This is a genomic window from Delftia sp. 11MD (genome assembly GCF_050907895.1).
In the GTDB taxonomy this organism is placed as follows: domain Bacteria; phylum Pseudomonadota; class Gammaproteobacteria; order Burkholderiales; family Burkholderiaceae_C; genus Comamonas; species Comamonas tsuruhatensis.
The window spans coordinates 6,672,233-6,695,534 of the sequence record NZ_CP194333.1; the positions used below are offsets into that span (position 1 = coordinate 6,672,233).

25 protein-coding genes are annotated in these 23,302 nt (G+C 66.8%); 7 read left to right on the top strand and 18 right to left on the bottom strand.

The window, feature by feature from the left end; genetic code table 11:
* Positions 1–16: 16 nt before the first annotated feature.
* Complete coding sequence (locus ACRSCF_RS30560; RefSeq protein ID WP_034365500.1) at positions 17–2,452, bottom strand: LPS-assembly protein LptD; 2,436 nt, start codon at positions 2,450–2,452, stop codon at positions 17–19.
* A 92-nt stretch (positions 2,453–2,544) separates the two neighbouring features.
* Between ACRSCF_RS30560 and ACRSCF_RS30565 the strand changes: the two genes are divergently transcribed.
* Both ACRSCF_RS30565 and ACRSCF_RS30570 read left to right on the top strand, forming a co-directional pair.
* Entirely contained in the window at positions 2,545–3,642 is a 1,098-nt protein-coding gene (locus tag ACRSCF_RS30565) for an aminoglycoside phosphotransferase family protein (protein WP_244387679.1), read from the top strand.
* 13 nt (positions 3,643–3,655) lie between these two features.
* The gene (locus ACRSCF_RS30570) at positions 3,656–4,408 is read left to right on the top strand and encodes a 16S rRNA (uracil(1498)-N(3))-methyltransferase (RefSeq protein ID WP_016454204.1); all 753 of its coding nucleotides are present in this window, start codon (positions 3,656–3,658) and stop codon (positions 4,406–4,408) included.
* On the opposite strand, the gene ACRSCF_RS30575 is transcribed toward ACRSCF_RS30570, so the two are convergent.
* Entirely contained in the window at positions 4,395–5,279 is an 885-nt protein-coding gene (locus ACRSCF_RS30575; RefSeq protein WP_244387680.1) for an alpha/beta hydrolase, read from the bottom strand. The genes ACRSCF_RS30570 and ACRSCF_RS30575 overlap by 14 nt on opposite strands.
* Positions 5,279–6,793: a M20 family metallopeptidase gene (locus tag ACRSCF_RS30580; RefSeq protein WP_203400183.1), complete on the bottom strand. Its 1,515-nt coding sequence runs from the start codon at positions 6,791–6,793 to the stop codon at positions 5,279–5,281. Before ACRSCF_RS30580 ends, ACRSCF_RS30575 begins: the two co-directional genes overlap by 1 nt.
* A gap of 123 nt (positions 6,794–6,916) precedes the next feature.
* On the opposite strand from ACRSCF_RS30580, the gene ACRSCF_RS30585 reads away from it, so the two are divergent.
* Complete coding sequence (locus ACRSCF_RS30585; RefSeq protein WP_034365460.1) at positions 6,917–7,306, top strand: MerR family transcriptional regulator; 390 nt, start codon at positions 6,917–6,919, stop codon at positions 7,304–7,306.
* Positions 7,307–7,344: 38 nt separating this feature from the next.
* A complete protein-coding gene (locus ACRSCF_RS30590) occupies positions 7,345–7,986 on the top strand; it encodes an NAD(P)H-dependent oxidoreductase (RefSeq protein WP_034365457.1) in 642 nt (213 codons plus the stop codon).
* Here ACRSCF_RS30590 and ACRSCF_RS30595 read toward each other — a convergent pair.
* The 4 genes from ACRSCF_RS30595 to ACRSCF_RS30610 form a co-directional block, all read right to left on the bottom strand.
* On the bottom strand, positions 7,970–9,133 hold the full coding sequence (locus tag ACRSCF_RS30595) for a glycerophosphodiester phosphodiesterase (protein ID WP_244387681.1): 1,164 nt from the start codon (positions 9,131–9,133) through the stop codon (positions 7,970–7,972). The genes ACRSCF_RS30590 and ACRSCF_RS30595 overlap by 17 nt on opposite strands.
* A 70-nt stretch (positions 9,134–9,203) precedes the next feature.
* Positions 9,204–9,788, bottom strand: a complete 585-nt coding sequence (gene metW / locus ACRSCF_RS30600; RefSeq protein ID WP_012207840.1) for a methionine biosynthesis protein MetW — start codon at positions 9,786–9,788, stop codon at positions 9,204–9,206.
* Positions 9,785–10,933 carry a homoserine O-succinyltransferase MetX gene (gene metX, locus ACRSCF_RS30605; RefSeq protein WP_026062280.1) on the bottom strand — a complete coding sequence of 383 codons (1,149 nt, stop codon included), beginning with the start codon at positions 10,931–10,933 and terminating at the stop codon, positions 9,785–9,787. Before metX ends, metW begins: the two co-directional genes overlap by 4 nt.
* 106 nt (positions 10,934–11,039) lie before the next feature.
* Positions 11,040–11,618, bottom strand: a complete 579-nt coding sequence (locus ACRSCF_RS30610) for a TMEM165/GDT1 family protein (RefSeq protein ID WP_034348253.1) — start codon at positions 11,616–11,618, stop codon at positions 11,040–11,042.
* A gap of 493 nt (positions 11,619–12,111) precedes the next feature.
* Here ACRSCF_RS30610 and ACRSCF_RS30615 point away from each other — a divergent pair, with 493 nt between their 5' ends.
* Together ACRSCF_RS30615 and ACRSCF_RS30620 are read left to right on the top strand one after the other, a co-directional pair.
* Positions 12,112–12,477: an RNA recognition motif domain-containing protein gene (locus ACRSCF_RS30615; RefSeq protein ID WP_016447246.1), complete on the top strand. Its 366-nt coding sequence runs from the start codon at positions 12,112–12,114 to the stop codon at positions 12,475–12,477.
* Positions 12,478–12,732: 255 nt separating this feature from the next.
* Complete coding sequence (locus ACRSCF_RS30620; protein WP_082001643.1) at positions 12,733–13,260, top strand: RNA recognition motif domain-containing protein; 528 nt, start codon at positions 12,733–12,735, stop codon at positions 13,258–13,260.
* 103 nt (positions 13,261–13,363) lie between these two features.
* On the opposite strand, the gene ACRSCF_RS30625 is transcribed toward ACRSCF_RS30620, so the two are convergent.
* The 4 genes from ACRSCF_RS30625 to ACRSCF_RS30640 are packed head-to-tail and all read right to left on the bottom strand — an operon-like array spanning position 13,364 to position 16,381.
* Positions 13,364–14,164, bottom strand: a complete 801-nt coding sequence (locus tag ACRSCF_RS30625; protein ID WP_016447248.1) for an SDR family oxidoreductase — start codon at positions 14,162–14,164, stop codon at positions 13,364–13,366.
* A 41-nt stretch (positions 14,165–14,205) separates the two neighbouring features.
* Entirely contained in the window at positions 14,206–14,823 is a 618-nt protein-coding gene (gene lptC / locus ACRSCF_RS30630; RefSeq protein WP_016447249.1) for an LPS export ABC transporter periplasmic protein LptC, read from the bottom strand.
* Positions 14,820–15,380, bottom strand: coding sequence for a KdsC family phosphatase (locus tag ACRSCF_RS30635; RefSeq protein WP_016454196.1), 561 nt, complete (start codon positions 15,378–15,380; stop codon positions 14,820–14,822). Before ACRSCF_RS30635 ends, lptC begins: the two co-directional genes overlap by 4 nt.
* Positions 15,380–16,381 (bottom strand): KpsF/GutQ family sugar-phosphate isomerase, encoded by a 1,002-nt coding sequence (locus ACRSCF_RS30640; protein WP_016447251.1) that lies wholly within the window; start codon positions 16,379–16,381, stop codon positions 15,380–15,382. The genes ACRSCF_RS30635 and ACRSCF_RS30640 overlap by 1 nt, the downstream gene beginning before the upstream one ends.
* 97 nt (positions 16,382–16,478) lie before the next feature.
* Here ACRSCF_RS30640 and ACRSCF_RS30645 point away from each other — a divergent pair, with 97 nt between their 5' ends.
* Positions 16,479–17,036 (top strand): adenine phosphoribosyltransferase, encoded by a 558-nt coding sequence (locus ACRSCF_RS30645; protein ID WP_017405006.1) that lies wholly within the window; start codon positions 16,479–16,481, stop codon positions 17,034–17,036.
* A gap of 17 nt (positions 17,037–17,053) precedes the next feature.
* Here the strand turns inward: ACRSCF_RS30645 and ACRSCF_RS30650 are convergent, their stop codons facing one another.
* The 7 genes from ACRSCF_RS30650 to rpmH form a co-directional block, all read right to left on the bottom strand.
* Positions 17,054–17,791 (bottom strand): hypothetical protein, encoded by a 738-nt coding sequence (locus ACRSCF_RS30650; RefSeq protein ID WP_016447253.1) that lies wholly within the window; start codon positions 17,789–17,791, stop codon positions 17,054–17,056.
* A 177-nt stretch (positions 17,792–17,968) separates the two neighbouring features.
* Complete coding sequence (locus ACRSCF_RS30655; RefSeq protein ID WP_016447254.1) at positions 17,969–18,448, bottom strand: Crp/Fnr family transcriptional regulator; 480 nt, start codon at positions 18,446–18,448, stop codon at positions 17,969–17,971.
* Between the two features lie 222 nt (positions 18,449–18,670).
* Positions 18,671–20,092 carry a tRNA uridine-5-carboxymethylaminomethyl(34) synthesis GTPase MnmE gene (gene mnmE / locus ACRSCF_RS30660; protein WP_034365454.1) on the bottom strand — a complete coding sequence of 474 codons (1,422 nt, stop codon included), beginning with the start codon at positions 20,090–20,092 and terminating at the stop codon, positions 18,671–18,673.
* A 100-nt stretch (positions 20,093–20,192) separates the two neighbouring features.
* Entirely contained in the window at positions 20,193–21,902 is a 1,710-nt protein-coding gene (gene yidC / locus ACRSCF_RS30665) for a membrane protein insertase YidC (protein WP_016447256.1), read from the bottom strand.
* Positions 21,899–22,189, bottom strand: coding sequence for a membrane protein insertion efficiency factor YidD (gene yidD / locus ACRSCF_RS30670; RefSeq protein WP_016447257.1), 291 nt, complete (start codon positions 22,187–22,189; stop codon positions 21,899–21,901). Before yidD ends, yidC begins: the two co-directional genes overlap by 4 nt.
* Positions 22,186–22,695 (bottom strand): ribonuclease P protein component, encoded by a 510-nt coding sequence (locus tag ACRSCF_RS30675; protein WP_017407041.1) that lies wholly within the window; start codon positions 22,693–22,695, stop codon positions 22,186–22,188. The genes yidD and ACRSCF_RS30675 overlap by 4 nt, the downstream gene beginning before the upstream one ends.
* Positions 22,696–22,753: 58 nt before the next feature.
* Positions 22,754–22,888, bottom strand: a complete 135-nt coding sequence (gene rpmH, locus ACRSCF_RS30680; RefSeq protein ID WP_012207856.1) for a 50S ribosomal protein L34 — start codon at positions 22,886–22,888, stop codon at positions 22,754–22,756.
* Positions 22,889–23,302: the final 414 nt, after the last annotated feature.

Here is a 23,302-nt window from a genome sequence, read left to right on the forward strand (position 1 = left end):
GTTTGGAGCCTTGGCTCTAATCGTAATTGGTGAAGCGGCTGGGCGGCGTCACCGACTCGCGCAGGTACTGGTAGCGCGGCACATTCTGCTTGAGGCTGCGCTGCGGGTCGGCACCCAGGCTCAGCCGCGAGAAGCCTACGAACTCGATCTGGAACAGCAGCCGGGTGTTGGACTGGGTGATGGAGCTTTGCAGGCGCTCCAGCACCACGCGGCCAATCCAGCAGCAGCCGTCGTACTCCAGCCCGACCACGGTATCGACGAGCTTGCGGTCCTTCAGGCTGTAGTTCAGCCGGCCCACCGTGTACCAGCGGCCGCCGCCCTGGCCACGGCCGGCCCCCAGGTCACGGCCCTTGTCGCCCCAGAGGTCGTTGATGGGCCATTGCCAGCCCACATCGACCAGCTTGCTGGCATCGGTGCGTGCCACGGTGTCGTACTGGGTACGGTAGGCCACGTTCACCGTGCGGTAGGAGCTGGGGCTGTAGCGCGCGCCGAAGGTGGTGCGCACCGGGCGGTTCAGGTCGCGGTTGTACTGGGTCGTGCCTTCGGTGGACCAGGCATCGGTCCAGTTGATGGCCGCACCCAGCAGCACGTCGGACAGCCGGCTGGTGGCAGGCACCTCGCCGGGCAGGATGACCTTCTGGTCGGAGAAACGCACGCGCTGCGCAATGCCGAAGCGCGCCTTCTCCGCGCCCGTGGCCCCGTCGATCAGGCGTGTGGTCGCGCCCAGGGTCAGCAGGTGGTTGTCGGCAATGCGGTCCTGGCCGTTGTAGTCGTTTTCGGAGTAGATGCTCGCGAAGTTGAAGTCGTTGCGCGCCGTGTCGTACAGCGGCAGAAAGCTCTGGTCGCGGTAGGGCGTGTAGGTGTAGAAGGCGCGCGGCTCGAAGGTCTGCAGCAGCTGGCGGCCGAACAGCGTGGTGTCGCGCTCGAACACCAGGCCGCTGTCCACACTGACCGTGGGCAGCGTGCGCGAGGCATTGCGGCTGCCGTTGCTCATCAGGCGGTCCACCTGGTAGTTGCTGGTGTGCAACTGGATCCTGGGCGTGATGAAGGCGCCCGGCGACAGGAAGGGACGGCTCAGCTGCGCCTGCATGTAGCTGCGCTGGCCGTTGTTGTAGGTCATGCCGGCCAGGGGCTTGTCGATCTCGAAGCGCGTGGTGTCGGCCACGAAGCTGAAGTCCAGGCCGTGCGGCAGGTCCAGCGGCGTGTAGCGCCATTGCAGTTGCGGCTTCATGCCGTAGGGCGGGGCAATGGGCGCCGATGCGTCCTGCATGGTCTGCCAGTACAGGCTGCGCAGGGTCAGCACCCCGTCGCCACGCGCCCAGGACAGGTTCACGTCGCTGGGCAGCAGGCGCTCGCGCAGCGTACGGGCGGCCAGCGGGAAATCACGCCAGTAGTTGTCGTCGCTGACGCGGTTGAGGTTCATGTTCAACCCCAGGCCGCCGATGGGCGAGCTGATGACGCCCCGGTGCTGCAGCGAGTAGGCCCAGCGGTCACGGTCGCGCTGGCGGTCGCCCGGCATGTAGGCCGCGTAGGCCTCGCCCGAATAGGTGGGCTCCAGATAGCGGAACTGGGCGCCCAGGTTGACCCCGCGCTTGCTCATGACCGAGGGATACAGGGTCATGTCGCGGTTGGGCGCGAGGTTCCAGTAGTAGGGCTGCGTGTATTCGATGCCGCTGAGCTTGTCCAGGCCCATGGTGGGGGGCAGCAGGCCCGACTTGCGCTTGTCCGACAGCGGAAAGCTCATGCGCGGCACGGGCAGCACGGTCACGCCCTTGAACTGCAGGGCCGCGCCTTCGGCCACGCCGACTTCCTCGGCCATGTCGATGTGCAAGGTCCGGGCGCGCAGCATCCAGGCCGGCTGCCAGGTGGCTTCGTCATCGCGCTGGCAGGTGGTGTAGGTCGCGTCATGGACCACGGCATGGTCGCGGTCGATGAAGTCCACGCGCGAGGATTTGCCGTAGGCCCCGTTGGCCAGGAAGCGGTAGCCGGCGTTGTCGAAAAAGCCCTTGAAGGCATCGACCTGCAGGTCCAGCTGCGAGCCTTCGTAGACATTGCCGGCCTGGTTGATGTGCACGGCGCCCGAGGCATTGACGCGGTCGTCGGGCACCTGGTATTCGAGCCGGTCGGCGCGGATCATGGTGTCGCCGCGGCGCAGTTCGGCATTGCCCTCGATCACCGCATTGATGTCCGGCTGGCCGCTGAGCGCGTCACCGCGCACGTAGACGGGCTGCTGGGAGCGGACCGCCTCAGGGTAGGTTTCCTGCATCAGCGTGCTGGGGCGCAGCGGGCGCACCTGCTGCAGCCGGCCTTCATCGGCCGCAGCGGGCTGGGCCTGGGCCAGCGTCGAGCCACCGGCCCATGCGAGAGCCACAAGCCAGGCCAGCGGGCGTACAGCGGGGCGCGCGGGCGCGCGGGCAGCCAGCGGATCGGGGAGCGGCGGTCGGAGGTACACGGTGGTCAACAGCGGCGGGTGGACAAAGGCGCAAGCCTAGCATCACCGCCGGGCATTCGCCGGGGTGGCGGTTTGTAGAATCGCGATTATCCATGAGCCATCCAAACACCCCCACGGCCGGCGTTGTCTGGGCCGACCCCGCCCGCCATGCCGCCTTCGACGCCTGGCTGGCCCCGCTGTCCGCCCACCACGCGCTGCGCCCCGAAACCCTGCGCCCTGCCTCGGCCGATGCCAGCTTTCGCCGCTATCTGCGCCTGGACACCGCCGCCGGCGCCAGCCTCATCGTCATGGATGCACCGCCGGACAAGGAAGACTGCGCGCCCTTCGCCAAGGTGCAGGCGCTGATGGCCTCGGCCGGCCTGGCCGTGCCGCAGATCCTGGACTGGGACGCCGTGCACGGCTTCATGCTGCTGTCCGACCTGGGCGGCCACACCGTCATCGAAGCGCTGGACCCGGAAAAGCCCCAGGACGCGGAAGCCTGGTACCGCTCGGCGCTGGAGGTGCTGCTGGCCTGGCAGACCGCCTCGCGCCCCGACGTGCTGCCCGCCTATGACGACGCCCTGCTGCGCCGCGAACTGCAGCTGTTCCCCGACTGGTACATCGCGCGCCACCGCGAGACCGTGCTCGACGACAGGCAGCAGGCCACGCTGGCCAAGGCCTTCGACCAGATCGTGGCCCACAACCTGGCGGCACCCAGCGTCTTCGTGCACCGCGACTTCATGACGCGCAATCTCATGCAGCCCGTGACCGCCAGCGGCCCGCTGGGCGTGCTGGACTTCCAGGATGCGGTCTACGGCCCAGTGACCTATGACATCGCCAGCCTGCTGCGCGATGCCTTCATCAGCTGGGAAGAGGACTTTGTCATCGACATTACCGTGCGTTACTGGGAAAAGGCACGCAAGTCGGGATTGGTGGGCGCGCGCAGCCAAAGCGGCTGGGGCGACGATTTCGGCGAGTTCTACCGTGGCGTGGAGTGGATGGGGCTGCAGCGCCACCTCAAGGTGGCCGGCATCTTTGCACGGCTGACACTGCGAGACGGCAAGCCCCGCTACCTGGCGGATACGCCGCGCTTCATCCACTACATCCGCGCCACCTGCAGCCGCTACCGCGAGCTGACGCCGCTGCTGCGCTTGGTGGACCAGATCGAGAACATCCAGCCCCAGGTGGGCTGGGCCTACGGGCGCGTTTGAGGACAGGTACGCCATGCCACGCTTTCACTGCCCCATCGCGCTGCGCAGCGGCGACGACATCGAACTGCCGCCCGGTGCGGCGCGCCATGTGCAGGTGCTGCGCCTGCAGCCCGGCGACGGCATCACCCTCTTTCAGGGCCGTGCCGGCGAAGGCTTCAGCGGCGGCGAGTTCGAGGCCACGGTCCTGCGCATGGGCCGCAGCGACGTGGCCGTGCGCATAGGCGCGCACCACGCCGTGGAACGCGAACCGCTGCGCCCCGTGCACCTGCTGGCAGGCATCACGGCCAACGAACGCATGGACTGGCTGGTGGAGAAGGCCGCCGAGCTGGGCGCCGCCAGCATCACGCCGCTGGTGGCCGAGCGCAGCGTGCTCAAGCTCAAGGGCGAGCGCGCCGAGAAAAAGCTGGCGCACTGGCAGGCCGTGGCCGTGTCGGCCTGCGAGCAGTGCACACGCAACCGCGTGCCGCCGCTGCATGCGCCCACCGACCTGCAAGACTGGCTGGAGGGCGGCGCGAAACAGCTGCCGCCCGGCACGCTGCGGCTGCTGCTGTCGCTGGGCGAGGGAACCCGGCCGCTGGGCGAGATCGTGGACGCCACGGCCGAGGATGCGCCCGTGGTCTTTCTATCGGGCCCCGAAGGGGGCCTCTCTCCGGCCGAAGAGGCCCTGGCCCGCGCCCAGGGTTTCGTGCCCGTCACGCTGGGTCCACGCGTTCTGCGCGCGGAAACCGCGCCCTTGGCCGCGCTGGCGGCGCTCACGCTGGACTGAACCGGCCCAGCCACTGCCGCAGCCTGGCGAACACGGGCGCGGCGAAGGCATCGCTTTCGTTGAACAGCTCGTGGTAGGCGCCGTCAAAGCACTGCGCCTGCACCACGGCCGGCGGCGCACGGTCGGAAAAGGCCTGGCTGCCGGCCGGCGCCACCAGCCTGTCGTCCCCTGCCCACAGCAACAGGCTGGGCACACTCCAGCTGCCCGCACGGGCCAGCACCTGCGGGCCGCCCTGCGCCAGAAAGCGCGCCAGCCGTGCGCTGATGCGGTCGTGGCACAGCGGATCGGCGCGGTAGGCTTCGCAGACCGCCACGTCGTGCGAGAGATACGGAATCTGCAGGCCGTTGGACACGCGCAGATCGGGCAGCAGGCGCGGCAGCGTGCCAACGAGCAATTTCTGGATCGGCGACAGACCCACATCGAGGGCTGGCGAGGACAGCACCAGCGCATCGACAGGCCGGATGGCCCGGGCCACGAACAGCGCCGCCACCAGGCCGCCCAGGCTGTGGCCCAACAGCACCAGCGGCTGGCCGGCCGGTTGCCGGGCGCGCGTGTCATCCACCACGGCCGCCAGGTCGTCCAGAAGCCGGTTGTCGCCCGTCAGGCCACCGCGCGGCCCTGCCGAGCGTCCGTGGCCATATTGGTCGTAGCCGCGTACGGCATAGCCCCAGGCATTGAGCCGCTGGGCCAGCGCCGCATAGCGGCCGATGTGCTCGCCCAGGCCGTGCACCAGCAGCACGGTGGCGCGCGCCGGGCCCTCGTCCACGGGCCAGTCGCGCAGTGACAGCTCGGCGCCGTCGCTGGACGCAAGGCGCGTGACCTGGCCTTGCGAGGCAGATGCCGGAACGGGTGCGGGGGCAGACGCTGCCATCACGCCACGCCGGCAGTGCCGGCACCGGCTTCGGAAGCTGCCTGCGTCCCGGCCATGGCGGCGATCACCTGGGCCACGGCGGCCGTGAGCTTCTTGGCATAGGGCACGTGCAGGAATTCATTGGGACCGTGGGCGTTGCTCTTGGGGCCGAGCACGCCGCAGACCATCATCTGGGCCTTGGGAAAGCCCTGGCTGAGCATGTTCATCAGCGGAATCGTGCCGCCCTGCCCGATGTAGCCGCAGGAAGCGCCGAAATGCGCCTGACTGGCGGCGTTGAGCGCGTCCTCGAACCAGCCGTCCATAGCTGGCGCATTCCAGCCGCTGGCACCCGACAGCCCTTGCCAGGTCACACGGGCCTGGTAGGGCGCGTTGTCCTCCAGCAGCGCCTTCATCTCCTGCACGCAGGCGGCGGCATCAACCAGGGGCGGCAGGCGCAGGCTGAGCTTGAAGGCCGTGTAGGGCCGCAGCACGTTGCCGGCATCCTGCAGCGCGGGCAGGCCCTCTGCGCCTGTGACACTCAGCGTGGGCTCCCAGGTGCGCTTGACCAGCGCCTGCACCGGGTCGGTGGTGGTGGGCAGGGCAAACAGCGTGGAGCCGCCGCAGTCGTAGTGCGCCCAGGGAAAGCGCGCATAGGTCTCCTCGCCGAGGATGGCCGCCGTGGCGCGCATCTGGGCCATGCGGTCGGCCGGGACCTCGCAGTGGAAGCTGGCGGGCAGCAGGCGCCCGGTCTTGCTGTCCTCCAGACGGTCCAGCACCTGGCGCAGGATGCGGAAGGACGACGGCACGACGCCCGAGGCATCGCCCGAGTGCACGCCCTCGGTGAGGATCTCCACCTTCAGCGTGCCGCTGGCCATGCCGCGCAGGCTGGTGGTCAGCCACAGCTGGTCGTAGTTGCCGGCGCCGCTGTCCAGGCAGATCACCAGGCCCACATCGCCCAGGCGCGGACGCAGGGCATCGACATAGGGCAACAGGTCGCGCGAGCCGCTTTCCTCGCAGGTCTCGATCAGGCCCAGGATGCGCGGGTGCGGCACGCCCTGGCGCTTGAGCTCCTGCACGGCGGCAATGCTGGCGTAGACCGCATAGCCGTCGTCGGCGCCGCCACGGCCATAGAGCTTGCCGTTCTCGTACTTGGGCGTCCACGGACCCAGATCGCTGCGCCAGCCGTCGAACTCGGGCTGCTTGTCCAGATGGCCGTACATCAGCACCGTGGGGCTGGAGGCCGCCTTGTCCTGCGTGCCTTCCACCTCGAAGAACAGCACTGGCGTGCGGCCCGGCTGGCGCACGATCTCCAGCGTCAGGCCGGCCACCCTCTGCGCCAGCACCCAGTCGGCCGCATTGCGCAGCACGGTCTCCAGGTGGCCCTGTTGCTCCCAGTCGGGCGCGAACATGGGCGACTTGGCGGGAATGGCGATGTACTCGGTCAGCGCCGGGACGATGCGCTCGTCCCAGGAGCGGCTGATCCGGTCCAGCGCGGCTGCGGGCTGCAGCAGTTGTGAAGGAGTGCGTGCATTCATGGTGGGTCCTCGTGTCAGGGATGGGCGCACCGTTCGAGCGAAGCCAGCGCCGCGATCCGGTCATTGTGCGCCAACGCCATGCAGACCATGAGAGCCCGGCGCCAGCGACTACGATCACGCCCCATGTATATCGGAGAACTCGCCCGACGCGCCGGCTGCTCGCCCAAGGCCGTCAGGCTCTATGAATCACGGGGCCTGCTCGGTGCCGTGGCGCGGGCAGGCAGCTACCGCGTGTATGGACAGCAGGACCTGGTGCTGGTGCAGCGCATCCGCCAGGCGCTGGGGCTGGGCTTTCGGCTCGACGAGCTGCATGGCCTGCAGCGCCTGGACCACGCCGACAGCTGGGACGCGCTGGCCCGGCTGCTGCGCGGCCGCCGCGAGCAGGTGCAGGCGCAGATGCAGCACCTTCAGGGACTGCAGGCGCAGCTGGCCGCACTGGAGCGTGAGCTGCTCGAATGCCGCCTGGAGCCGGCGGATTCCAGAGAACGCGCCTGCGAAACCGCCATGGCTTGATCCAGGGTCTTGACCCTGCCCCTTGGGGCAAGGCGAACATGGCCGCCATGTTTCCAAGCACCCCGCACCCCCATCATCCCCAGCGCATCCTGATCATCCTCGGCCACCCGTCGGCCGGCAGCCTGTGCGCCGGCCTGGCCGATGCCTACGCCCAGGGCGCACGCGACAGCGGTGCCCAAGTGCGCACGCTGCGCCTGGGCGAACTGGACTTCGACCCGCTGCTGCGCGCCGGCTATCGCCAGGATCAGCCCCTGGAGCCTGACCTGCAGCAGGCCCAGGCCGACATCCTGTGGGCCAGCCACCTGGCCTGGGTCTATCCGACCTGGTGGGGCGGCCTGCCGGCCTTGCTCAAGGGCTTCATCGACCGCATCTTTCTGCCGGGCTTCGCCTTCAAGTACCGCAAGGGCTCGATGCTGTGGGACCGGCTGCTGGCCGGCCGCACCGCCGATCTGCTGGTGAGCATGGATTCCCCGCCCTGGTATTACCGCTGGCTGGCGCACATGCCGGGCCATCACCAGATGCGCCGTGCCATCCTGGAGTTCAGCGGCATCCGGCCCGTGCGCATACACAGTTTCGGACCCGTGCTCGGCGCCGATGCCGCACGCCGCCAGCAGTGGCTGGAGCAGGCGCAGGCAGCGGGCCGGCGCACGGCAGCACGTCCGATCAAGGCCGCGACTTGAGCAAAGCGTCAATGGCGGCTCGCCCCACCGACGGGTCGTCGGTGAAGATGCCATCGATGCCCGTGCGCAGGAAATCGTCCATGTCGGCGCGCGCATTGCCACGCCGGGCGCCGTCCTGTGCGGGCGGCGATTTCAGGCTCAGGGGAAGGAAGGCGTTCTCGGGCCGCAGCGTCCAGGGATGGACCAGCAGCCCCGCGCGATGGGCATCGGCCACCAGCGCAGTGGGCGCGGCATTCGCACCCTGCACCACAGGGATCACCATGCTTTTGCTCGGCCCTATGCCGTTGGCGTAGCGCGCAATCTCGGCCAGGCCTGCGGGCGTGACCATGTCGGCATAGCCGGGGCCCGTGCCGCGTGCCACGCTGTCATAGGGCTTGCCCTTGGGCGCCAGCAACTGCACCAGGCGCAGGTTGCTGCGCGCACGGATCCAGCGCAGGTTCTCGACCTCGAAGGACTGCACGAACACCGGCGCCTGCGCATGGTTCCAGCCGTTGTCCGCGAGCAGCTTGAGCAGCGCGGGCTCCAGCGGCAGGCCGATGGACTGGAAGTAGCTCGGGTGCTTGGTCTCGGGATAGATGCCGATGGTGCGGCTCGTGCGTGCGCTCTCGGCTCGGGCCAGGTCGATGACCTCCTGCAGCGTGGGCACCTCGAAACGGTCATTGAACTGCACATTCGCCGGGCGGATCGCCGGGATGCGTTCGCGCGCACGCAGCGTCTTCAACTCGGCCAGCGTGAAATCCTCCACGAACCAGCCCGTGATCGCCTGCCCGTCGATGGTTTTGGTGGTCTTGCGCGCCGCGAACTCGGGACGGTCGGCCACATTGGTGGTGGCCTCCTTGAGGCTGCCGTCGGCCGCCAGGATGGCGATGGCGTTCTCATGCCGCGCCACCAGCACGCCATCGCGCGTGATGACCAGGTCGGGCTCGATGAAGTCGGCGCCCGCGCGTATGGCCTCGCGGTATGCCTCCAGCGTGTGCTCTGGCCGCAGCGCCGATGCGCCGCGATGGGCGATCAGCGCGGGCCGGGGCGGCCAGTCGGCAGCGGCATCGCTTCGGGCGGGCGCCTGCGGTGCGGCGCAGCCGGCCACCAGCAGGCCGGCGGCCGCGCCGGCCAGGGCCAGCGCGCGGCGGCGTGGGAGGTTGTCCATGTCTGTCTCCGGGGTCTCGGGGCATTCGATTGTGCGCGCCGGGGATGACACGGACATGGCCCGCCTGCGCTCAGGCGTGCTCGAAATGGAAGACCGCCGTGCCCGCCATGAGATTGGGCAGGGTACGCACGCTGCGGCCATCCTGCAGGCCGAAGGAGTCCAGTATGCGCAGCCGGTTCCGGGTGGCCAGCACCTCGAAGTCCTTGTAGGTGCCCACGCGGATGTTGGGCGTGTCATACCACTGGTAGGGCAGGCGCCGCGTCACCGGCATGCGCCCGCGCAGCACGGACAGGCGGTTGGGCCAGTGCGCGAAGTTGGGGAAGGCGACGATGCCCGCGCGGCCTATGCGCGCCGTCTCCTGCAGCATGGTCTCGGCATTGCGCAGATGCTGCAGCGTATCGATCTGCAGCACCACGTCGAAGCTGTTGTCCTGGAAGATGGCTAGGCCGTCCTCCAGGTTCAGCTGCAGCACGTTCACGCCCCGGCGCACGCAGGCCAGCACGTTGGCGTCATCCAGCTCCACGCCGTAGCCGGTGCAGCCACGCTCGCGCTGAAGGTGCGACAGCAGGGCGCCATCGCCGCAGCCCAGGTCGAGCACGCGCGAGCCCTTGGGGATCAGGCGCGCAATCGCCTGCATGGTGTTCAGCTCGGTCATGCGGCCTCCTTGGCGGCTGTCGTGGTTTCCTGGGCGATGCCGTCGAAGTAGGAGCGCATCACGTTCATGTAGCGGGGGTCGTCGAGCAGGAAGGCGTCATGGCCGTGGGGCGCGTCGATCTCGGCATAGCTGACGTCGCGGTTGTTCTCCAGCAGCGACTTCACGATCTCGCGGCTGCGTGCGGGCGCGAAGCGCCAGTCGGTGGTGAAGCTGACCAGCAAAAAGCCGGCCTTGGCCACCGACAGCGCCTGGGTCAGGTCGCCGCCATGCGTGCGCGCCGGGTCGAAGTAGTCGAGCGCGCGCGTGATCAGCAGGTAGGTATTGGCGTCGAAGTAGCTGCTGAACTTCTCGCCCTGGTAGCGCAGGTAGCTCTCGATCTGGAACTCCACGTCCTGCGTGCTGTACTTCAGGTCCAGGCCCTCCCTCAGCTGGCGGCCGAACTTCTGGTTCATCACGTCGTCGCTCAGGTAGGTGATGTGGCCGATCATGCGGGCGATGCGCAGGCCGCGCGCCGGCACCACGCCATGCTCGTAGAAATGCCCGCCATGGAAATCCGGATCGGTGACGATGGCGCGCCGCGCCACCTCGTTGAAGGCGATGTTCTCCGCATTGAGGTTGGGCGCGCTGGCCACGACCACGGCATGGCGCATGCGGTCCGGATGGCGCAGCGACCAGGACAGCGCCTGCATGCCGCCCAGGCTGCCGCCCAGCACCGCGGCCAGCTGCGCTATGCCCAGCCGGTCCAGCAGCCGGGCCTGGGCGTCCACCCAATCCTCCACGGTGACCACGGGAAAGTCGGCGCCATAGATCCTGCCGGTGTCCGGATGCGCGTGCATGGGGCCCGTGGAGCCAAAGCACGAGCCCAGGTTGTTCACGCCGATCACGAAGAACCGGTTCGTGTCCACGGGCTTGCCGGGGCCGATCATGTTGTCCCACCAGCCCTCGCTCTTGGGCTGGCCCTCGTACACGCCGGCCACATGGTGGGAAGCGTTGAGCGCATGGCAGACCAGCACGGCATTGCTGCGGTCGGCGTTGAGCTGCCCGTAGGTCTCGTAGGCGAGGTCGTAGTCACGGATCGAGCCGCCGCCCTGCAGCGGCAGCGGCTCGTCGAAGTGCATGGATTGTGGTGTGGCGATGAAGGACATGAAAAAACCCGGCATCGCTAAAAACGAGGCCGGGTTCTCTGGTGTCGTCTTTAGCTGGATTTATAAAGCGCCCGCAAGCAGAAGCAAATCGGCGCATGAAGAATCATTATGCCAAAACGCCTGCCCCCGGAAGGAACAGGGCCAGCACGCCCAGCACCAGGAAGATCACGGCCGAGATCACATGCACCAGCCGGATGGGCACGCGCTTGACCAGCTTGTCGCCCAGCCACACCACGGGAGCGTTGGCCAGCATCATGCCCAGCGTGGTGCCGGCCACCACCCACAGGTAGGCGTTGTACTTGGCCGCCAGCATCACGGTGGCAATCTGCGTCTTGTCGCCCATCTCGGCCAGGAAGAAGGCCACCAGCGTCGTGCCGAAGACGCCCCAGCGCGAGTGTCCGGACACCTCGTCCTCGTCGAGCTTGTCGGGGATCAGCATCCAGACCGCCATGGCGATGAAGGACAGGCCAAGAATCCAGCGCATGGCGTTCTCGCCAAGATAGCTGGTGATCCAGGCGCCCACGGCACCGGCCAGCGCATGGTTGACCAGCGTGGCCACGAAAATGCCCGCAACGATGGGCCAGGGTTTGCGAAAACGCGCGGCGAGCACCAGCGACAGCAGCTGGGTCTTGTCCCCCATCTCGGCAAGCGCGACGACGGAGGTTGAAATCAGGAAGGCTTCCATGGTGTGGGGATTTATCCGGCCGGATAGAGCACGCATTGACCACGCTCCGACTCCGGCCTTTGGATCGGTGCGCGGTCAATGGTCTCGATCGGTCACACGCAGCATTGCACTGCGCGCCGCATACGCCATAGGCCAGCGAAGGCCCAAGTTTGTTGACGCATGCATCCGGCTGCTGAGCCGAACGATCTACTCCCCAAAGACTGAGCCGGCGATCATAGCAGCCCTCGGATCTGCATGCCGGCCCCCACTGCCGCCAAGGCACTTGCTTATGCGCTGCCGCAATTTCAGGGTAACTCCCAGGGGCATTCTGTGGCGGGCACGACGAATTTTTGCGAAACAGTAATAACGTGCGAAAACTTCTGCCACATAATGGGCGAGCTTTCGTTCGGGCTTCGGCTCAATGAGTGCTAGTGCGTTTGCGTCTCTAACGTTGTCATCCCGTGTTGACTCCCTAGGGCTCCATCGCGTTTTCCAGTTTTTTCAGGAGTCCTCCATGGGCAACAAGCTTTACGTCGGCAACCTGCCGTACACCTTCCGTGACAGCGATCTGGAGCAAGCCTTCAGCGAATTCGGCGCCGTTAACAGCGCCAAGGTAATGATGGAGCGCGACACCGGCCGTTCCAAGGGTTTCGGCTTCGTCGAAATGGGCAGCGATGCCGAAGCACAAGCTGCTATCCAAGGCCTGCACGGCCAAAACCGCGGCGGCCGTGACCTGGTGGTCAACGAAGCCCGCCCGATGGAGCCCCGCGCTCCCCGTAGCGGCGGCTTCGGCGGCGGCTTCGGTGGTGGCGGCGGTGGCGGCTTCGGCGGTGGCAACCGCGACGGCGGCTACGGCGGTGGCCGTCGCAACAGCTACTAAGCTCTCGCTTAGAGCATGCGTTAGCAAAAAAAGGGGCCCTCTGGGCCCCTTTTTTGTTGCCAAACGTTATCAGCTTGTGTTTTCGAGCATTTATCTTTTTGATTTTTGTGCTTCATAATTTAGTTTCGGGCAGACCCGTTCGAACGCTATGTGTTTAGGAAGGTTGGCCAGGCTCTTGTATACAAGGAACCTGATGTCTGTGCGTCCTGAAGCCGAGCGCAAACCAGTGAGCATTGAGGAGTTGAGGAGTTTTTGATGGGCAATAAGCTTTACGTCGGCAACCTTCCCTATGGTGTGCGTGACAACGACTTGGAGCAGGCATTCAGCCAGTTCGGCGCTGTCACCAGCGCCCGGGTCATGATGGAGCGCGACACAGGCCGTTCCAAGGGATTCGGGTTTGTCGAGATGGGCAGTGATGCCGAGGCTCAGGCTGCCGTTCAGGGCATGAATGGCCAGCCATTGGGCGGACGCAGCCTCGTGGTGAACGAAGCACGTCCCATGGAGCCTCGTCCCCCGCGTTCGGGCGGCTTTGGCGGCGGTGGCGGCGGCTATGGCCGTGGTGATGGTGGCGGCGGCGGTTACGGTGGCGGTGGCCGCGGTGATGGCGGTGGCTACGGACGCGGTGACGGTGGCGACCGTGGCGGCTATGGCCGTGGCGACGGCGGCGGTGGCGGCGGCTACGGCGGTCGTGGCGACGGCGGATTCCGCAGCCCTTATGGCTCCGGCCCCCGCAATGGCGGCCGTGGCGGCGGCTGGGGAAACAACAATAACAACGGGGAATGAGTTCCACGGTTCTCAGTGTTACCCCGAATCAAAAAGGCTCCTTCATGGAGCCTTTTTTACGCACAAGATGCGTGCATGAGCATATTCCGAACGGCAATGGGCATCAGGGATTTTCCAAATGCCGATGTTTGCGCTTCCGTCCTACAAGCAGCCTGTCGAATATCGCGTTGGGGAGAATTTTCATCAACCGCCCCACCCAGGCCATTTGCCATGGAATGATGACCAGACTGCGGCGAGCTTCAATGGCACGCCAGGCCCTTGCGGAAAACTCCTGCGGCTCCAATAGGAATGGCATGCCATAGCGGTTACCACGCGTGAGGGGTGTATCCACATAGCCAGGAAGCAATGTCGTGACTTTTACGCCACTACTGCGCAATTCACCGCGAAGGCTTTCGCAATAGGCAATGACTGCAGCCTTGCTGGCGCAATAAGCGCCGTGTCCTGGCAGGCCGCGCAGCCCGGCCACACTGGAAATTCCGACCAGTTGCCCGCTTCCACGCTGCACCATGGGTGCGATGAAGGGGTGGAAGCTGGCCACAACCCCCATCGTGTTGACGGCCAGCACCTGCTGCATGGTGTCGATGTCCTCGCGCATCGAGGTGTCCACACCCCAGCTGACGCCAGCATTGGCGATCACGACATCGGGCAGGCCCTGCTGCTGCTCGCAGCGCCGGGCGGCGGCGATGATGCTGTCAGGCACGCCCACATCAGCCTCGTAGAGGGCGAAACGCGAGGAGTCCAGGCCCTGTTGCGCAGCCCATTGCGCCATCACGTCGCCGCGCCGAGCCACCAGCGCCAGCGACCAGCCTTGCTGGTAGGCGTGCCAGGCCAGGGCCTGGCCTATGCCGCTGGATGCGCCGGTGATGAAGGCCAGGGGTGCCGGGCTGCGCGAGGATGTCGTCATGGCTTGTTCTCCATCGGCACGCCTGCGCTTGCGCTGGTGCCTTACTTGGTCCTGGAAGGCTGCAGGGTGCCGCGCACGCGGCCCTGCAGTTTCATGACCAGATCCAGGTTGCTGTACTGCATGCTGTCGGCCGTGAAGCGGTCCTTGCCACGGGTCAGCACCACGGGCTGGTTGGAACTCACGCGCTCCTCGTTGGGCCAGGCGTGCAGGAATTCGCCCTGGAATTGCAACTGCGGCTGCGGCTGTTTACCTGCTGTCACAAATGGCTCGCGCGTGACGATGGCATTGCCGAACATCTGCACCTCGGAACCATCGGCATTGCTCAGCGCCCGGTTCGCACTGCCGCGCGTGATGCGGCCTTCGGGCGAGACCGCGAACATGCGGACGTTGTCGATTTCAAGCGTGTCGGTATCGGGATAGTGGCGGCCCATGCTGCCCTCGATCTGGCTCTTCAGACGCCCCGTGGCATCGAAGCTCTTGATCGAGAAATCCTTCATGAAATAGTCGGGCTCGTGCGCCACGGCCTTTTCGGTGCCGCTGGCCAGGGGCTGCGGCGCATTGCGCACCAGCCACCAGGTGCCCAGCGCCAGCAGGCCCATCAGCAGCACGGGCAGGTACAGGGAAAGCCGGTCACCGACGCGGCGCCAGGCCTGGGTCATGATGCGTATTCCGCCAGCAGCCCGGCATAGGCGCCACGCGCGGCCAGCAGCAGGTCGCACAGCTGGCGCACCGCTCCTTCACCGCCGCTGCGCGGCGTGACCCAATCGGCCACGGCCAGCACTTCGTCATGGGCGTTGGCCGGTGCGCAGGCGAAGGCGGAGCGCCGCATCACGGGCAGGTCCGGCCAGTCGTCGCCCATGGCTGCCGCCTGGTGCCATTGCAGGCCCAGCTCCTTCAGGATGGCCTCGGCGGCAGGCACCTTGTCTTCCGTGCCAAAGCGCGCATGCGTGACGCCCAGATTGCTCAGCCGCAGGCGAAGCGCGGGCGAATCGCGGCCCGTCACCACGGCGGGCGTGATGCCAGCCTTTTGCAGCAGTTTCAGACCATGGCCGTCCAGCGTGTTGAAGCGCTTGAGCACTTCGCCTTCGCCAGAGAACAGCAGGCCGCCATCGGTCAGCACGCCATCGACATCGAAGAATGCCACCCGCACATCCTGCGCCAGCAGCAGCAGCGGTGCGTCCCAGTTCTGCACGGGCGTCAAGGGAGCGCGTGCCATCAGATTACCTTGGCGCGCATCAGGTCGCGGATATGGACCACGCCGCGCAGCTGGTGCTGCGCATCGGCCACCAGCACGGCAGTGATGCCGTGCTCCTCCATCATGCTGGCGGCGTCGACGGCCAGCGCGTCTTCGGCGATGGTGCGGGGGCCCTTGTGCATGACATCGCCGGCCTGCAGCGCGCGCAGGTCGGTGCCGGCCTCGACACGGCGGCGCAGGTCTCCGTCGGTGAAGATGCCTTGCAGCACGCCTGCCGCATCGACGATGGCCGAGCAGCCCAGGCCCTTGGCGCTCATCTCGCGCATCAACTCGACAAAGCTGGCATCGGCCCCGACCTTGGGCAGCTCTTTGCCACTGCGCATGACATCGCGCACATGGGTCAGCAGCTTGCGGCCCAGCGCGCCGCCCGGATGGGAGCGCGCAAAGTCCTCGGCGCCAAAGCCGCGTGCATCGAGCAGTGCCACGGCAAGGGCGTCGCCCATGGCCATCTGCGCGGTGGTGCTGGCCGTGGGTGCCAGGTTCAAAGGGCAGGCCTCGCGCTCCACACGGGTGTCCAGCACCCAGTCGGCATGGCGGGCCAGCGTGGACTGCGCGCCGCCGGTCATGGCCACCAGGGGTATGCCCTGGCGCTTGATGGCAGGCAGCAGCACGGTGAGTTCATCGGCCTCGCCGCTGTTGGACAGCGCCAGTACCAGATCGATGCCGGTCACCATGCCCAGGTCGCCATGGCTGGCCTCGCCCGGATGCACGAAGAAGGCGGGAGTGCCCGTGGATGCCAGGGTGGCCGCCACCTTGCGCCCGACGTGGCCACTCTTGCCCATGCCCATCACGACGACGCGGCCGGACAGGCTCAGGATGCGCTGCACCACTTCACCGAACACGCCATCCAGGCGCTGCGACATGGCAAGAAGGGCATCGGCCTCGATGCCCAGGGTGTCGCGGGCCAGGCGCAGGACCCTGGACGTATCCAGCGCATTCAAGGTGGCAGCATCAGAATTCATCTGGAAGATTTTAGGCGGTCTGGCTACCCGGCGGCGGCGGCCCCCATCGGGCGTCTGGGTACACTGGCCCGTTCTTTCCAGCCCCCGATCCAGCGCCATGCACACCACCCTCAGCGTCAACGACTACCTGCGATCGCACATACGCACCGTGCCCGACTGGCCGGCGCCCGGCGTGCAGTTCCGCGACATCACGCCGCTGCTGCAGGACCCCCAGGTCTTTCGCGTGATGACCGACGCCTTCGTGCACCGCTACATGCAGCGCGGCATGCGCCCCGACGTGGTGGCAGGGCTCGATGCACGCGGCTTCATCCTGGGTGCCGTGGTGGCCCACGAGCTGGGCGTTGGCTTTGTGCCCATCCGCAAGAAGGGCAAGCTGCCGTTCACCACGGTGGAGGAAACCTATGAGCTCGAATACGGCAGCGCCACGGTGGAGCTGCACACAGATGCCGTCAAGACCGGTGATCGCGTACTGCTGATCGACGACCTGATCGCCACCGGCGGCACCATGATGGCCGGCAAGAGATTGCTGGAAAAGCTGGGCGCCACGGTGATCGAGGGCGCGGCCATCGTGGATCTGCCCGAACTGGGCGGCTCCACCCTGCTGCGCGATGGCGGCCTGCCGCTGTTCACGCTGGTGGATTTCGCCGGCCACTGAATCAGGCCGGCGCCCGGTCAGCGCAGTTCGCCGTACTGGGTGACACCCAGGTCCAGATGGTCCAGCGTGCTGTGGTGAAAGTCCGCGCCGCGTTCGCCTGCGCCTGGCCCGAGCAAGGGGCCCGAGCGGCGCACGCCGGCGGGCGCCGCAGCTGCAGAGCCCGCACCACGGGCTGCAGCGGGCATGGCCGCCACGGCCATCTTGAAGGCGGCCATTTCCTGATCGTCTATGGGCTCGAACGGCGCCGTGTCCTGCCTGCGGCGCTGGGGCGCCACGGCCTCCATCGCAGCCACGGCGGGGACGGCCACGGGCTGGACGGGACGCGGTGTGCGCACGGCCACGGAATGCACCTGGGCCTGGGCGGCAGCGTTCTGGTCGCTGACCCGCCAGTACACGGCTGTCACGACCGCGCCCATGCGGGCCTTGGCCGCCTGGGCCAGCATGGCCTCGATCTCGCTGAGCCGAGCGGTTTCGCTGGCATAGGCCCGTGCCAGGTCCATCATCACCACGAAGCGCTGGCCCACGCTGTCCAGCGAGAGCACCTTGAACTTGTAGCTGGCCGACAACACCCCGGCACGCACCATGACATCGCGCACCACGCCGTAGAGCTGCTCACGGCGCTCGGACCGCTCGCTGCGGCGCCCGGCCGCGACGGCATCACGGCGTGCCGCGGGGTTGGCCTGGCCATCGTTTCCAGGCGAACCACGACCCTGTTCGGGCAAAGGCTTGCGGGAAAACCAGTTGAACACAGACATGGGGGCTCTCATTGTCACGAATAGTCACAAACTCGCGGCATTGTGCCTGCAACTTGGCGACATTTTGAGCACAGGTGTTGCAAAAACCGCTGTATCAATTTGTCGCAGAGCAAAGCCCGGTCTGTAATCCCACCCGGCCCCCCGAGAGCCTTCGCCCAAGTGCCGTTCAGGTGCGGCTCAGGTGCTCGCCACCCGGCGGCGGCTGTCCACCGCGCGTCGCGCCAGGACCTGGCCGGCGGCCATGACCAGGGCCAGCGCCACCCCGGGCTGGCGGTTGCTGAGTTCGGCGAAGCGCATGGCCGTCAGGCACCACAGGCGCCCCGGCGCGGCAGCCTGCACGGTGGCGTGGCGCGCGCGGTGCGCAAAGAAGGCGCCCTCGCCCAGGATGGAGCCCGGACCGACGATGGCCAGGCGGATGCGCTCCTTGGCATCCTGGTAGTGCACGCTGAGGCTGCCGGACTCCACGAAGTACAGATTGCGGTCCAGCGAACCTTCGGCAAACAGCAGCTCGCCCGCGGCCAGAGTGACGGGCACCAGGTAAGGTGCCAGCAGATCCCACTGCTCCGAGGTCAGCGCGTTCTGCACACCGTCGACAGCCACGGCCGACGACATGGCCTGGGCCAAAGGCCGCAAATCATTGTGGGAGGAAGAAGACATGGCGGATCCGGTTCGAAGTGGGCCGCGTACCCGCTCCGGGACGGCACCCGGCGACAGGCAGCGGCAAGGGCCGCTGCGGCACGCCGCATGCTAAGCGACGGCAGCGGACACGCCAATGCCGGCGCGTGGGTTTTCGACGGCAAATTTTGTAGCAAAAGATAAATATTGCCGCCATCTCATCAGACGTGCTGAGCATGCCGCGCTCAGCCCGGATCCCCTCTGTCACTTGCCAATGCAAAAGCTCGAGAAGATCACACCCAGCAGGTCATCCGAGCTGAATTCCCCGGTGATGGAGTTCAGCGAGACCTGGGCCAGGCGCAGTTCCTCGGCCAGCAGGTCCAGATGGGCGGCCTGGGCCGCCAGCTGCAGCTCGGCCTCTTCCAGGTGCGCGGCCACGGCCTGCAGCGCCTCCACATGGCGTGCGCGCGCCAGGTACAGGCCTTCGGGAGCGGACTGCCATCCGGCCACATCCAGCAGGCGCCGGCGCAGCGCATCCAGGCCGTCGCCAGTGCGTGCCGACAGCGCCACGCTGCCTTCGCGCCCGCCATGCACCTGCAGCTGGGCCGGCTCGGCGCGATCGGTCTTGTTCCAGACATCGATCACGGGCACCTGGCCCGGCAGCTTCTGGGCCAGGGTTTCGGCGATGGCCGCGTCTGCGGCCAGATAGTCGTTGTCGCCCATGCGCGTGAGGTCGTGCAGGAAGAGCACGGCATCGGCCGCAGCGATCTCCTCCCAGGCGCGGGCGATGCCGATGCGCTCGACTTCGTCACTGCTCTCGCGCAGGCCGGCTGTGTCTATCACGTGCAGCGGCACGCCCTCGATCTGGATGGTCTGCTGCACCTTGTCGCGCGTGGTGCCGGCGATGGGCGTGACGATGGCCAGCTCGGCACCGGCCAGCGCATTGAGCAGCGAGCTCTTGCCCGCATTGGGCTGCCCTGCGATCACGACCTTGATGCCTTCGCGCAGCAGCGCACCCTGGTGGGCGCGCGACAGCACCTGGTCCAGCTTGCCGCGCAGCCGCGCGAGCTGGCCGCTGGCATCGGCCTTTTGCAGGAAGTCGATCTCTTCCTCGGGAAAGTCCAGCGTGGCCTCGACCAGCATGCGCAGGTGCACCAGCGCATCGCGCAGGCCATGAATCTCCTCGGAGAAGGCTCCCGACAGCGAGCGGCTCGCGCTGCGCGCGGCGGCCTCGGTGCTGGCGTCGATCAGGTCGGCAATGGCTTCGGCCTGGGCCAGATCGATCTTGTCGTTGAGAAAGGCACGTTCGGTGAATTCCCCAGGCTGGGCCAGGCGCAGGCCAGGCAGTACGCTGCGATGGCCTTCGAGAGGCTCTTGCGCCGCCTCCAGGCAGCGTGCCAGCAGCAGCTGCAGCACGACCGGGCCGCCGTGGGCCTGCAGCTCCAGCACGTCCTCGCCGGTGTAGCTGTGCGGCGCCGGGAAGAACAGGGCCAGGCCGTGGTCTATGGGTCCGCCTGCGGCATCGCGCAACGGCAGGTAGGTGGCCTCGCGCGGCTTGAGGTCGCGCCCGCACAGCACCCGCACCAGCGGCGCCACCCCCTTGCCGGAGACGCGCACGATGCCCACGGCGCCGCGCCCCGGAGCGGTGGCGATGGCGGCAATGGGGTCGTTGTGGCGGGGCAGCATGGATGGAGCTTTCTTGGGAAGGGATTTCAGGCCGCCGATGATAGGCCGCCCATGAAAAAAGCCCGCCGAAGCGGGCTTTGGAGCCAGGGCCTTCGCAGGCTTACTTGGCAGGCTTGGTCTTGCCGAAGTTGGGCAGATTGAACTGCGGCGGCACGCCCATGCGGGTGTTGATGATCCACTGCTGGGCAATGGACAGGATGTTGTTCGTCAGCCAGTACAGCACCAGGCCGGCCGGGAAGAAGAAGAACATCACGCTGAAGACCAGGGGCATGATCCACATCATCTTGGCCTGCATCGGATCCGGCGGAGCGGGGTTCAGCGCGGTCTGCAGCAGCGACGACAGGGTCATCAGCACGGGCAGGATGAACAGCGGGTCCTTGGCCGACAGGTCGGTGATCCAGCCGATCCAGGGGGCGTTGCGGATTTCCACGCTGGACAGCAGCACCCAGTACAGCGCGATGAACACCGGGATCTGGATGATGATGGGCAGGCAGCCGCCCATGGGGTTGACCTTTTCCTCGCGGTAGATGCGCATCATCTCCTGCTGCATCTGCTGGGGCTTGTCCTTGAGGCGCTCGCGCATTTCCATGATGCGCGGGTTGATGGCCTTCATCTTGGCCATCGAGGAGTAGGCCTTGGCATTGAGCCAGTAGAAGGCGATCTTCAGCAGCAGCACCAGGGCCACGATGGACCAGCCCCAGTTGCCCAGGAAACCGTGCAGCTTGTCCAGCAGCCAGTACAGCGGCTTGGCCAGGATGGTCAGCCAGCCATAGTCCTTGACCAGCTCCAGGCCGGGGGCCAGAGCCTCCAGGCGCTTTTCGATCTGGGGTCCGGCAAACAGGCGCGCTTCCACGCTCTTGCTCTGGCCGGGCTCGATGGTGCCCACGGGCGTGATCATGCCGACGGCGTAGAGGTTGCTGTCCACCTTGCGCAGGAAGTTCTCGCGCTGCACGCCTTCGGCCAGCAGCCAGGCGCTGGCGAAGTAATGCTGGACCATGGCCACGTAGCCGCCCGAGGACGACTTCTCGACGCTGGCCTTGCCGTTTTCGATGTCCTTGAACTCGACCTTCTGGTACTTCTTCTCGTCGGTGTAGACGGCCGGGCCCGTGAAGGTGGAGTACATGGTGGACTCTTCGCCTTCGGGCTTGTTGCCGTCGCGCACCAGCTGCAGGTACAGCTGCGGGTTCACGGCAGTCGTGCCGGTGTTCACCACTTCATGGCGCACGCCGATGTCGTAGGCACCGCGCTTGAGCGTCCAGATCTTGACCAGCTTCACGCCGCCCATGTCGGGCGACTCGAAGCGAAGCTCCATCTGGTCCTCGCCGTCCTTGAGCTCGCGTGCACCGGGCAGCGCGGTCATGGTCGTCTTGTGCGTGGGGAAACCGCCGCCGATCAGGCCCGACTGGCCCAGATACACACGGTGCACGCTCTCGTCGAACAGCACGACCGGCTTGTCCTTGTGGGCGGAATCGGCGTACTTGAGCAGCTCGGCATGGCGCAGCGTGCCGCCCTGGCTGTCGAAGGTCAGGCGCAGCACGTCGGTGCTGATGGTCACGTTCTGGCGCGGAGCAGCCTCGGGCGCGGCAGCGCCGCCAGGCACTTCGCCGGCACCGGCCGTTGCCGCAGTCGCTGCCGAGGGCACGCTGGCGTCGCCGGGCGCCTTGCCCGTTTCAGGTGCCGGGGCCGTGGCCACGGCCGGCGCGGGGAAGAAAGTGGCCTTCTTGCCGTTGTGCACTTGCCATTTGTCCCATAGCAAGACCAGCGAAAAGCCAAATATCACCCACAGGATGGTGCGGCGAATATCGTTCATGAAGACTTCTTAGGTGAGGAAGGTTGGGTGTTTTCGGGCGCAGCCGTCAGGCTGGTGAACAGCCTGGGCTTGTGCTCTGGCACAGGGTCATGCCCCCCGTCACACCACGGATGACAGCGCGCCAGTCGGCGCAGTGTCAGGTAGGAGCCTACCGCAGCGCCGTGTTGCTCCAGCGCTTCAAGGGAATAGGCAGAGCAGGTCGGCGTGAAGCGGCAGGCCGAGCCCAGCCAGGGACTGAGCATCAGCCGATAGCCACGCACCAGCGCCATCAGCAGCCGCTGCATCATGGCGTGGCTCCGGCAGGCTCGCCAGCGGCAGCGGCCGGCTCCTGCGCTGGCTGAGGCAACCCGGGTGCCGGCTGCGACAGGCGTTTCGCGGCATGGGCGAACAGCTGCTGCAGCTCGGCACGAACCGCCTGCTTGAGCACATCGGACGTGGCGCTCACGAACTGGCGCCGGTCAAAGCCCGAGCGCAATCGCACCACATGCGCGCCATGGAGCATCAAGGCCTCGTGCTCGCCGCCCACGGCGTAGATCTGCCGCTTGATGGTGTGGCGTGTCACCGATCGGCGCGCCCAGCGCTTGGGCACCATGGCACCCAGCCAGGCATCCCGGCGCACCGCGCCAACGCCGAACAGGGCCTGCGGATCTTGCGATCCGGGCCCTGTCGGTGGCGGCATGGCAGCGACCTGCTCCGTCAGAACGAGACGGTGCAGGGCGAAGTGCGCGGTACGCGAAATCGTACCGGCAGCCATGGCGGCCTGAAACTGCGGACGTGTTTTCAGCCGTTGCATTCCAGCACCCCTTTCAGGGGTTCAGTGCAGCGAGCAAACCGCCCAGCAATGGCTGGCCTTAGACGGCCAGACGCTTGCGGCCCTTGGCGCGGCGAGCGTTGATCACGGCGCGGCCGCCCTTGGTCTTCATGCGGACCAGAAAGCCGTGGGTGCGGGCGCGACGGGTCTTGGAGGGTTGGTAAGTACGTTTCATGTTGGTTCCTAGAGAAGGTTCAGTTTTGCACCGGTCCCGTATCCGGCACGCTACACGCAGTGCAGCCAGCAGCCGCCACAAAGGCAAACCGCCAGGCCACCTGCCAAAAATCTGCACGATGCACTTGCCATGTGCGGCCAGGAGCGCGAACCGGGAAGGTTTCGCCCAAGGCAACCAGCAGCAGCATGCAGACCCGATGCAGACGGGCGGGACATATCACCCTGAACACATTCAGGGAAACCCGCGATTATCACAGCGTTGCCCACTTGATGCAATGCCCTTCGAACCCGAAGGATGCCTGCCCATTTTGCGACAGGGCAGAGGACAAGCTCCTGATATTTTGTGGATAACTTCCGCAAAAGCTACAATGGCAGCCTCGCAACAGTTCCTCCTATCCACAACTAGACTTCGACA

Excerpts from the sequence above, each read along its gene's own strand:
- ACRSCF_RS30565 (WP_244387679.1), top strand. The coding sequence starts at position 2,545 with ATGAGCCATCCAAACACCCCCACGGCCGGCGTTGTCTGGGCCGACCCC.
- ACRSCF_RS30570 (WP_016454204.1), top strand. The coding sequence starts at position 3,656 with ATGCCACGCTTTCACTGCCCCATCGCGCTGCGCAGCGGCGACGACATC.
- ACRSCF_RS30575 (WP_244387680.1), bottom strand. The coding sequence starts at position 5,279 with ATGGCAGCGTCTGCCCCCGCACCCGTTCCGGCATCTGCCTCGCAAGGC.
- ACRSCF_RS30580 (WP_203400183.1), bottom strand. The coding sequence starts at position 6,793 with ATGAATGCACGCACTCCTTCACAACTGCTGCAGCCCGCAGCCGCGCTG.
- ACRSCF_RS30585 (WP_034365460.1), top strand. The coding sequence starts at position 6,917 with ATGTATATCGGAGAACTCGCCCGACGCGCCGGCTGCTCGCCCAAGGCC.
- ACRSCF_RS30590 (WP_034365457.1), top strand. The coding sequence starts at position 7,345 with ATGGCCGCCATGTTTCCAAGCACCCCGCACCCCCATCATCCCCAGCGC.
- ACRSCF_RS30595 (WP_244387681.1), bottom strand. The coding sequence starts at position 9,133 with ATGGACAACCTCCCACGCCGCCGCGCGCTGGCCCTGGCCGGCGCGGCC.
- metW (WP_012207840.1), bottom strand. The coding sequence starts at position 9,788 with ATGACCGAGCTGAACACCATGCAGGCGATTGCGCGCCTGATCCCCAAG.
- metX (WP_026062280.1), bottom strand. The coding sequence starts at position 10,933 with ATGTCCTTCATCGCCACACCACAATCCATGCACTTCGACGAGCCGCTG.
- ACRSCF_RS30610 (WP_034348253.1), bottom strand. The coding sequence starts at position 11,618 with ATGGAAGCCTTCCTGATTTCAACCTCCGTCGTCGCGCTTGCCGAGATG.
- ACRSCF_RS30615 (WP_016447246.1), top strand. The coding sequence starts at position 12,112 with ATGGGCAACAAGCTTTACGTCGGCAACCTGCCGTACACCTTCCGTGAC.
- ACRSCF_RS30620 (WP_082001643.1), top strand. The coding sequence starts at position 12,733 with ATGGGCAATAAGCTTTACGTCGGCAACCTTCCCTATGGTGTGCGTGAC.
- ACRSCF_RS30625 (WP_016447248.1), bottom strand. The coding sequence starts at position 14,164 with ATGACGACATCCTCGCGCAGCCCGGCACCCCTGGCCTTCATCACCGGC.
- lptC (WP_016447249.1), bottom strand. The coding sequence starts at position 14,823 with ATGACCCAGGCCTGGCGCCGCGTCGGTGACCGGCTTTCCCTGTACCTG.
- ACRSCF_RS30635 (WP_016454196.1), bottom strand. The coding sequence starts at position 15,380 with ATGGCACGCGCTCCCTTGACGCCCGTGCAGAACTGGGACGCACCGCTG.
- ACRSCF_RS30640 (WP_016447251.1), bottom strand. The coding sequence starts at position 16,381 with ATGAATTCTGATGCTGCCACCTTGAATGCGCTGGATACGTCCAGGGTC.
- ACRSCF_RS30645 (WP_017405006.1), top strand. The coding sequence starts at position 16,479 with ATGCACACCACCCTCAGCGTCAACGACTACCTGCGATCGCACATACGC.
- ACRSCF_RS30650 (WP_016447253.1), bottom strand. The coding sequence starts at position 17,791 with ATGTCTGTGTTCAACTGGTTTTCCCGCAAGCCTTTGCCCGAACAGGGT.
- ACRSCF_RS30655 (WP_016447254.1), bottom strand. The coding sequence starts at position 18,448 with ATGTCTTCTTCCTCCCACAATGATTTGCGGCCTTTGGCCCAGGCCATG.
- mnmE (WP_034365454.1), bottom strand. The coding sequence starts at position 20,092 with ATGCTGCCCCGCCACAACGACCCCATTGCCGCCATCGCCACCGCTCCG.
- yidC (WP_016447256.1), bottom strand. The coding sequence starts at position 21,902 with ATGAACGATATTCGCCGCACCATCCTGTGGGTGATATTTGGCTTTTCG.
- yidD (WP_016447257.1), bottom strand. The coding sequence starts at position 22,189 with ATGATGCAGCGGCTGCTGATGGCGCTGGTGCGTGGCTATCGGCTGATG.
- ACRSCF_RS30675 (WP_017407041.1), bottom strand. The coding sequence starts at position 22,695 with ATGCAACGGCTGAAAACACGTCCGCAGTTTCAGGCCGCCATGGCTGCC.
- rpmH (WP_012207856.1), bottom strand. The coding sequence starts at position 22,888 with ATGAAACGTACTTACCAACCCTCCAAGACCCGTCGCGCCCGCACCCAC.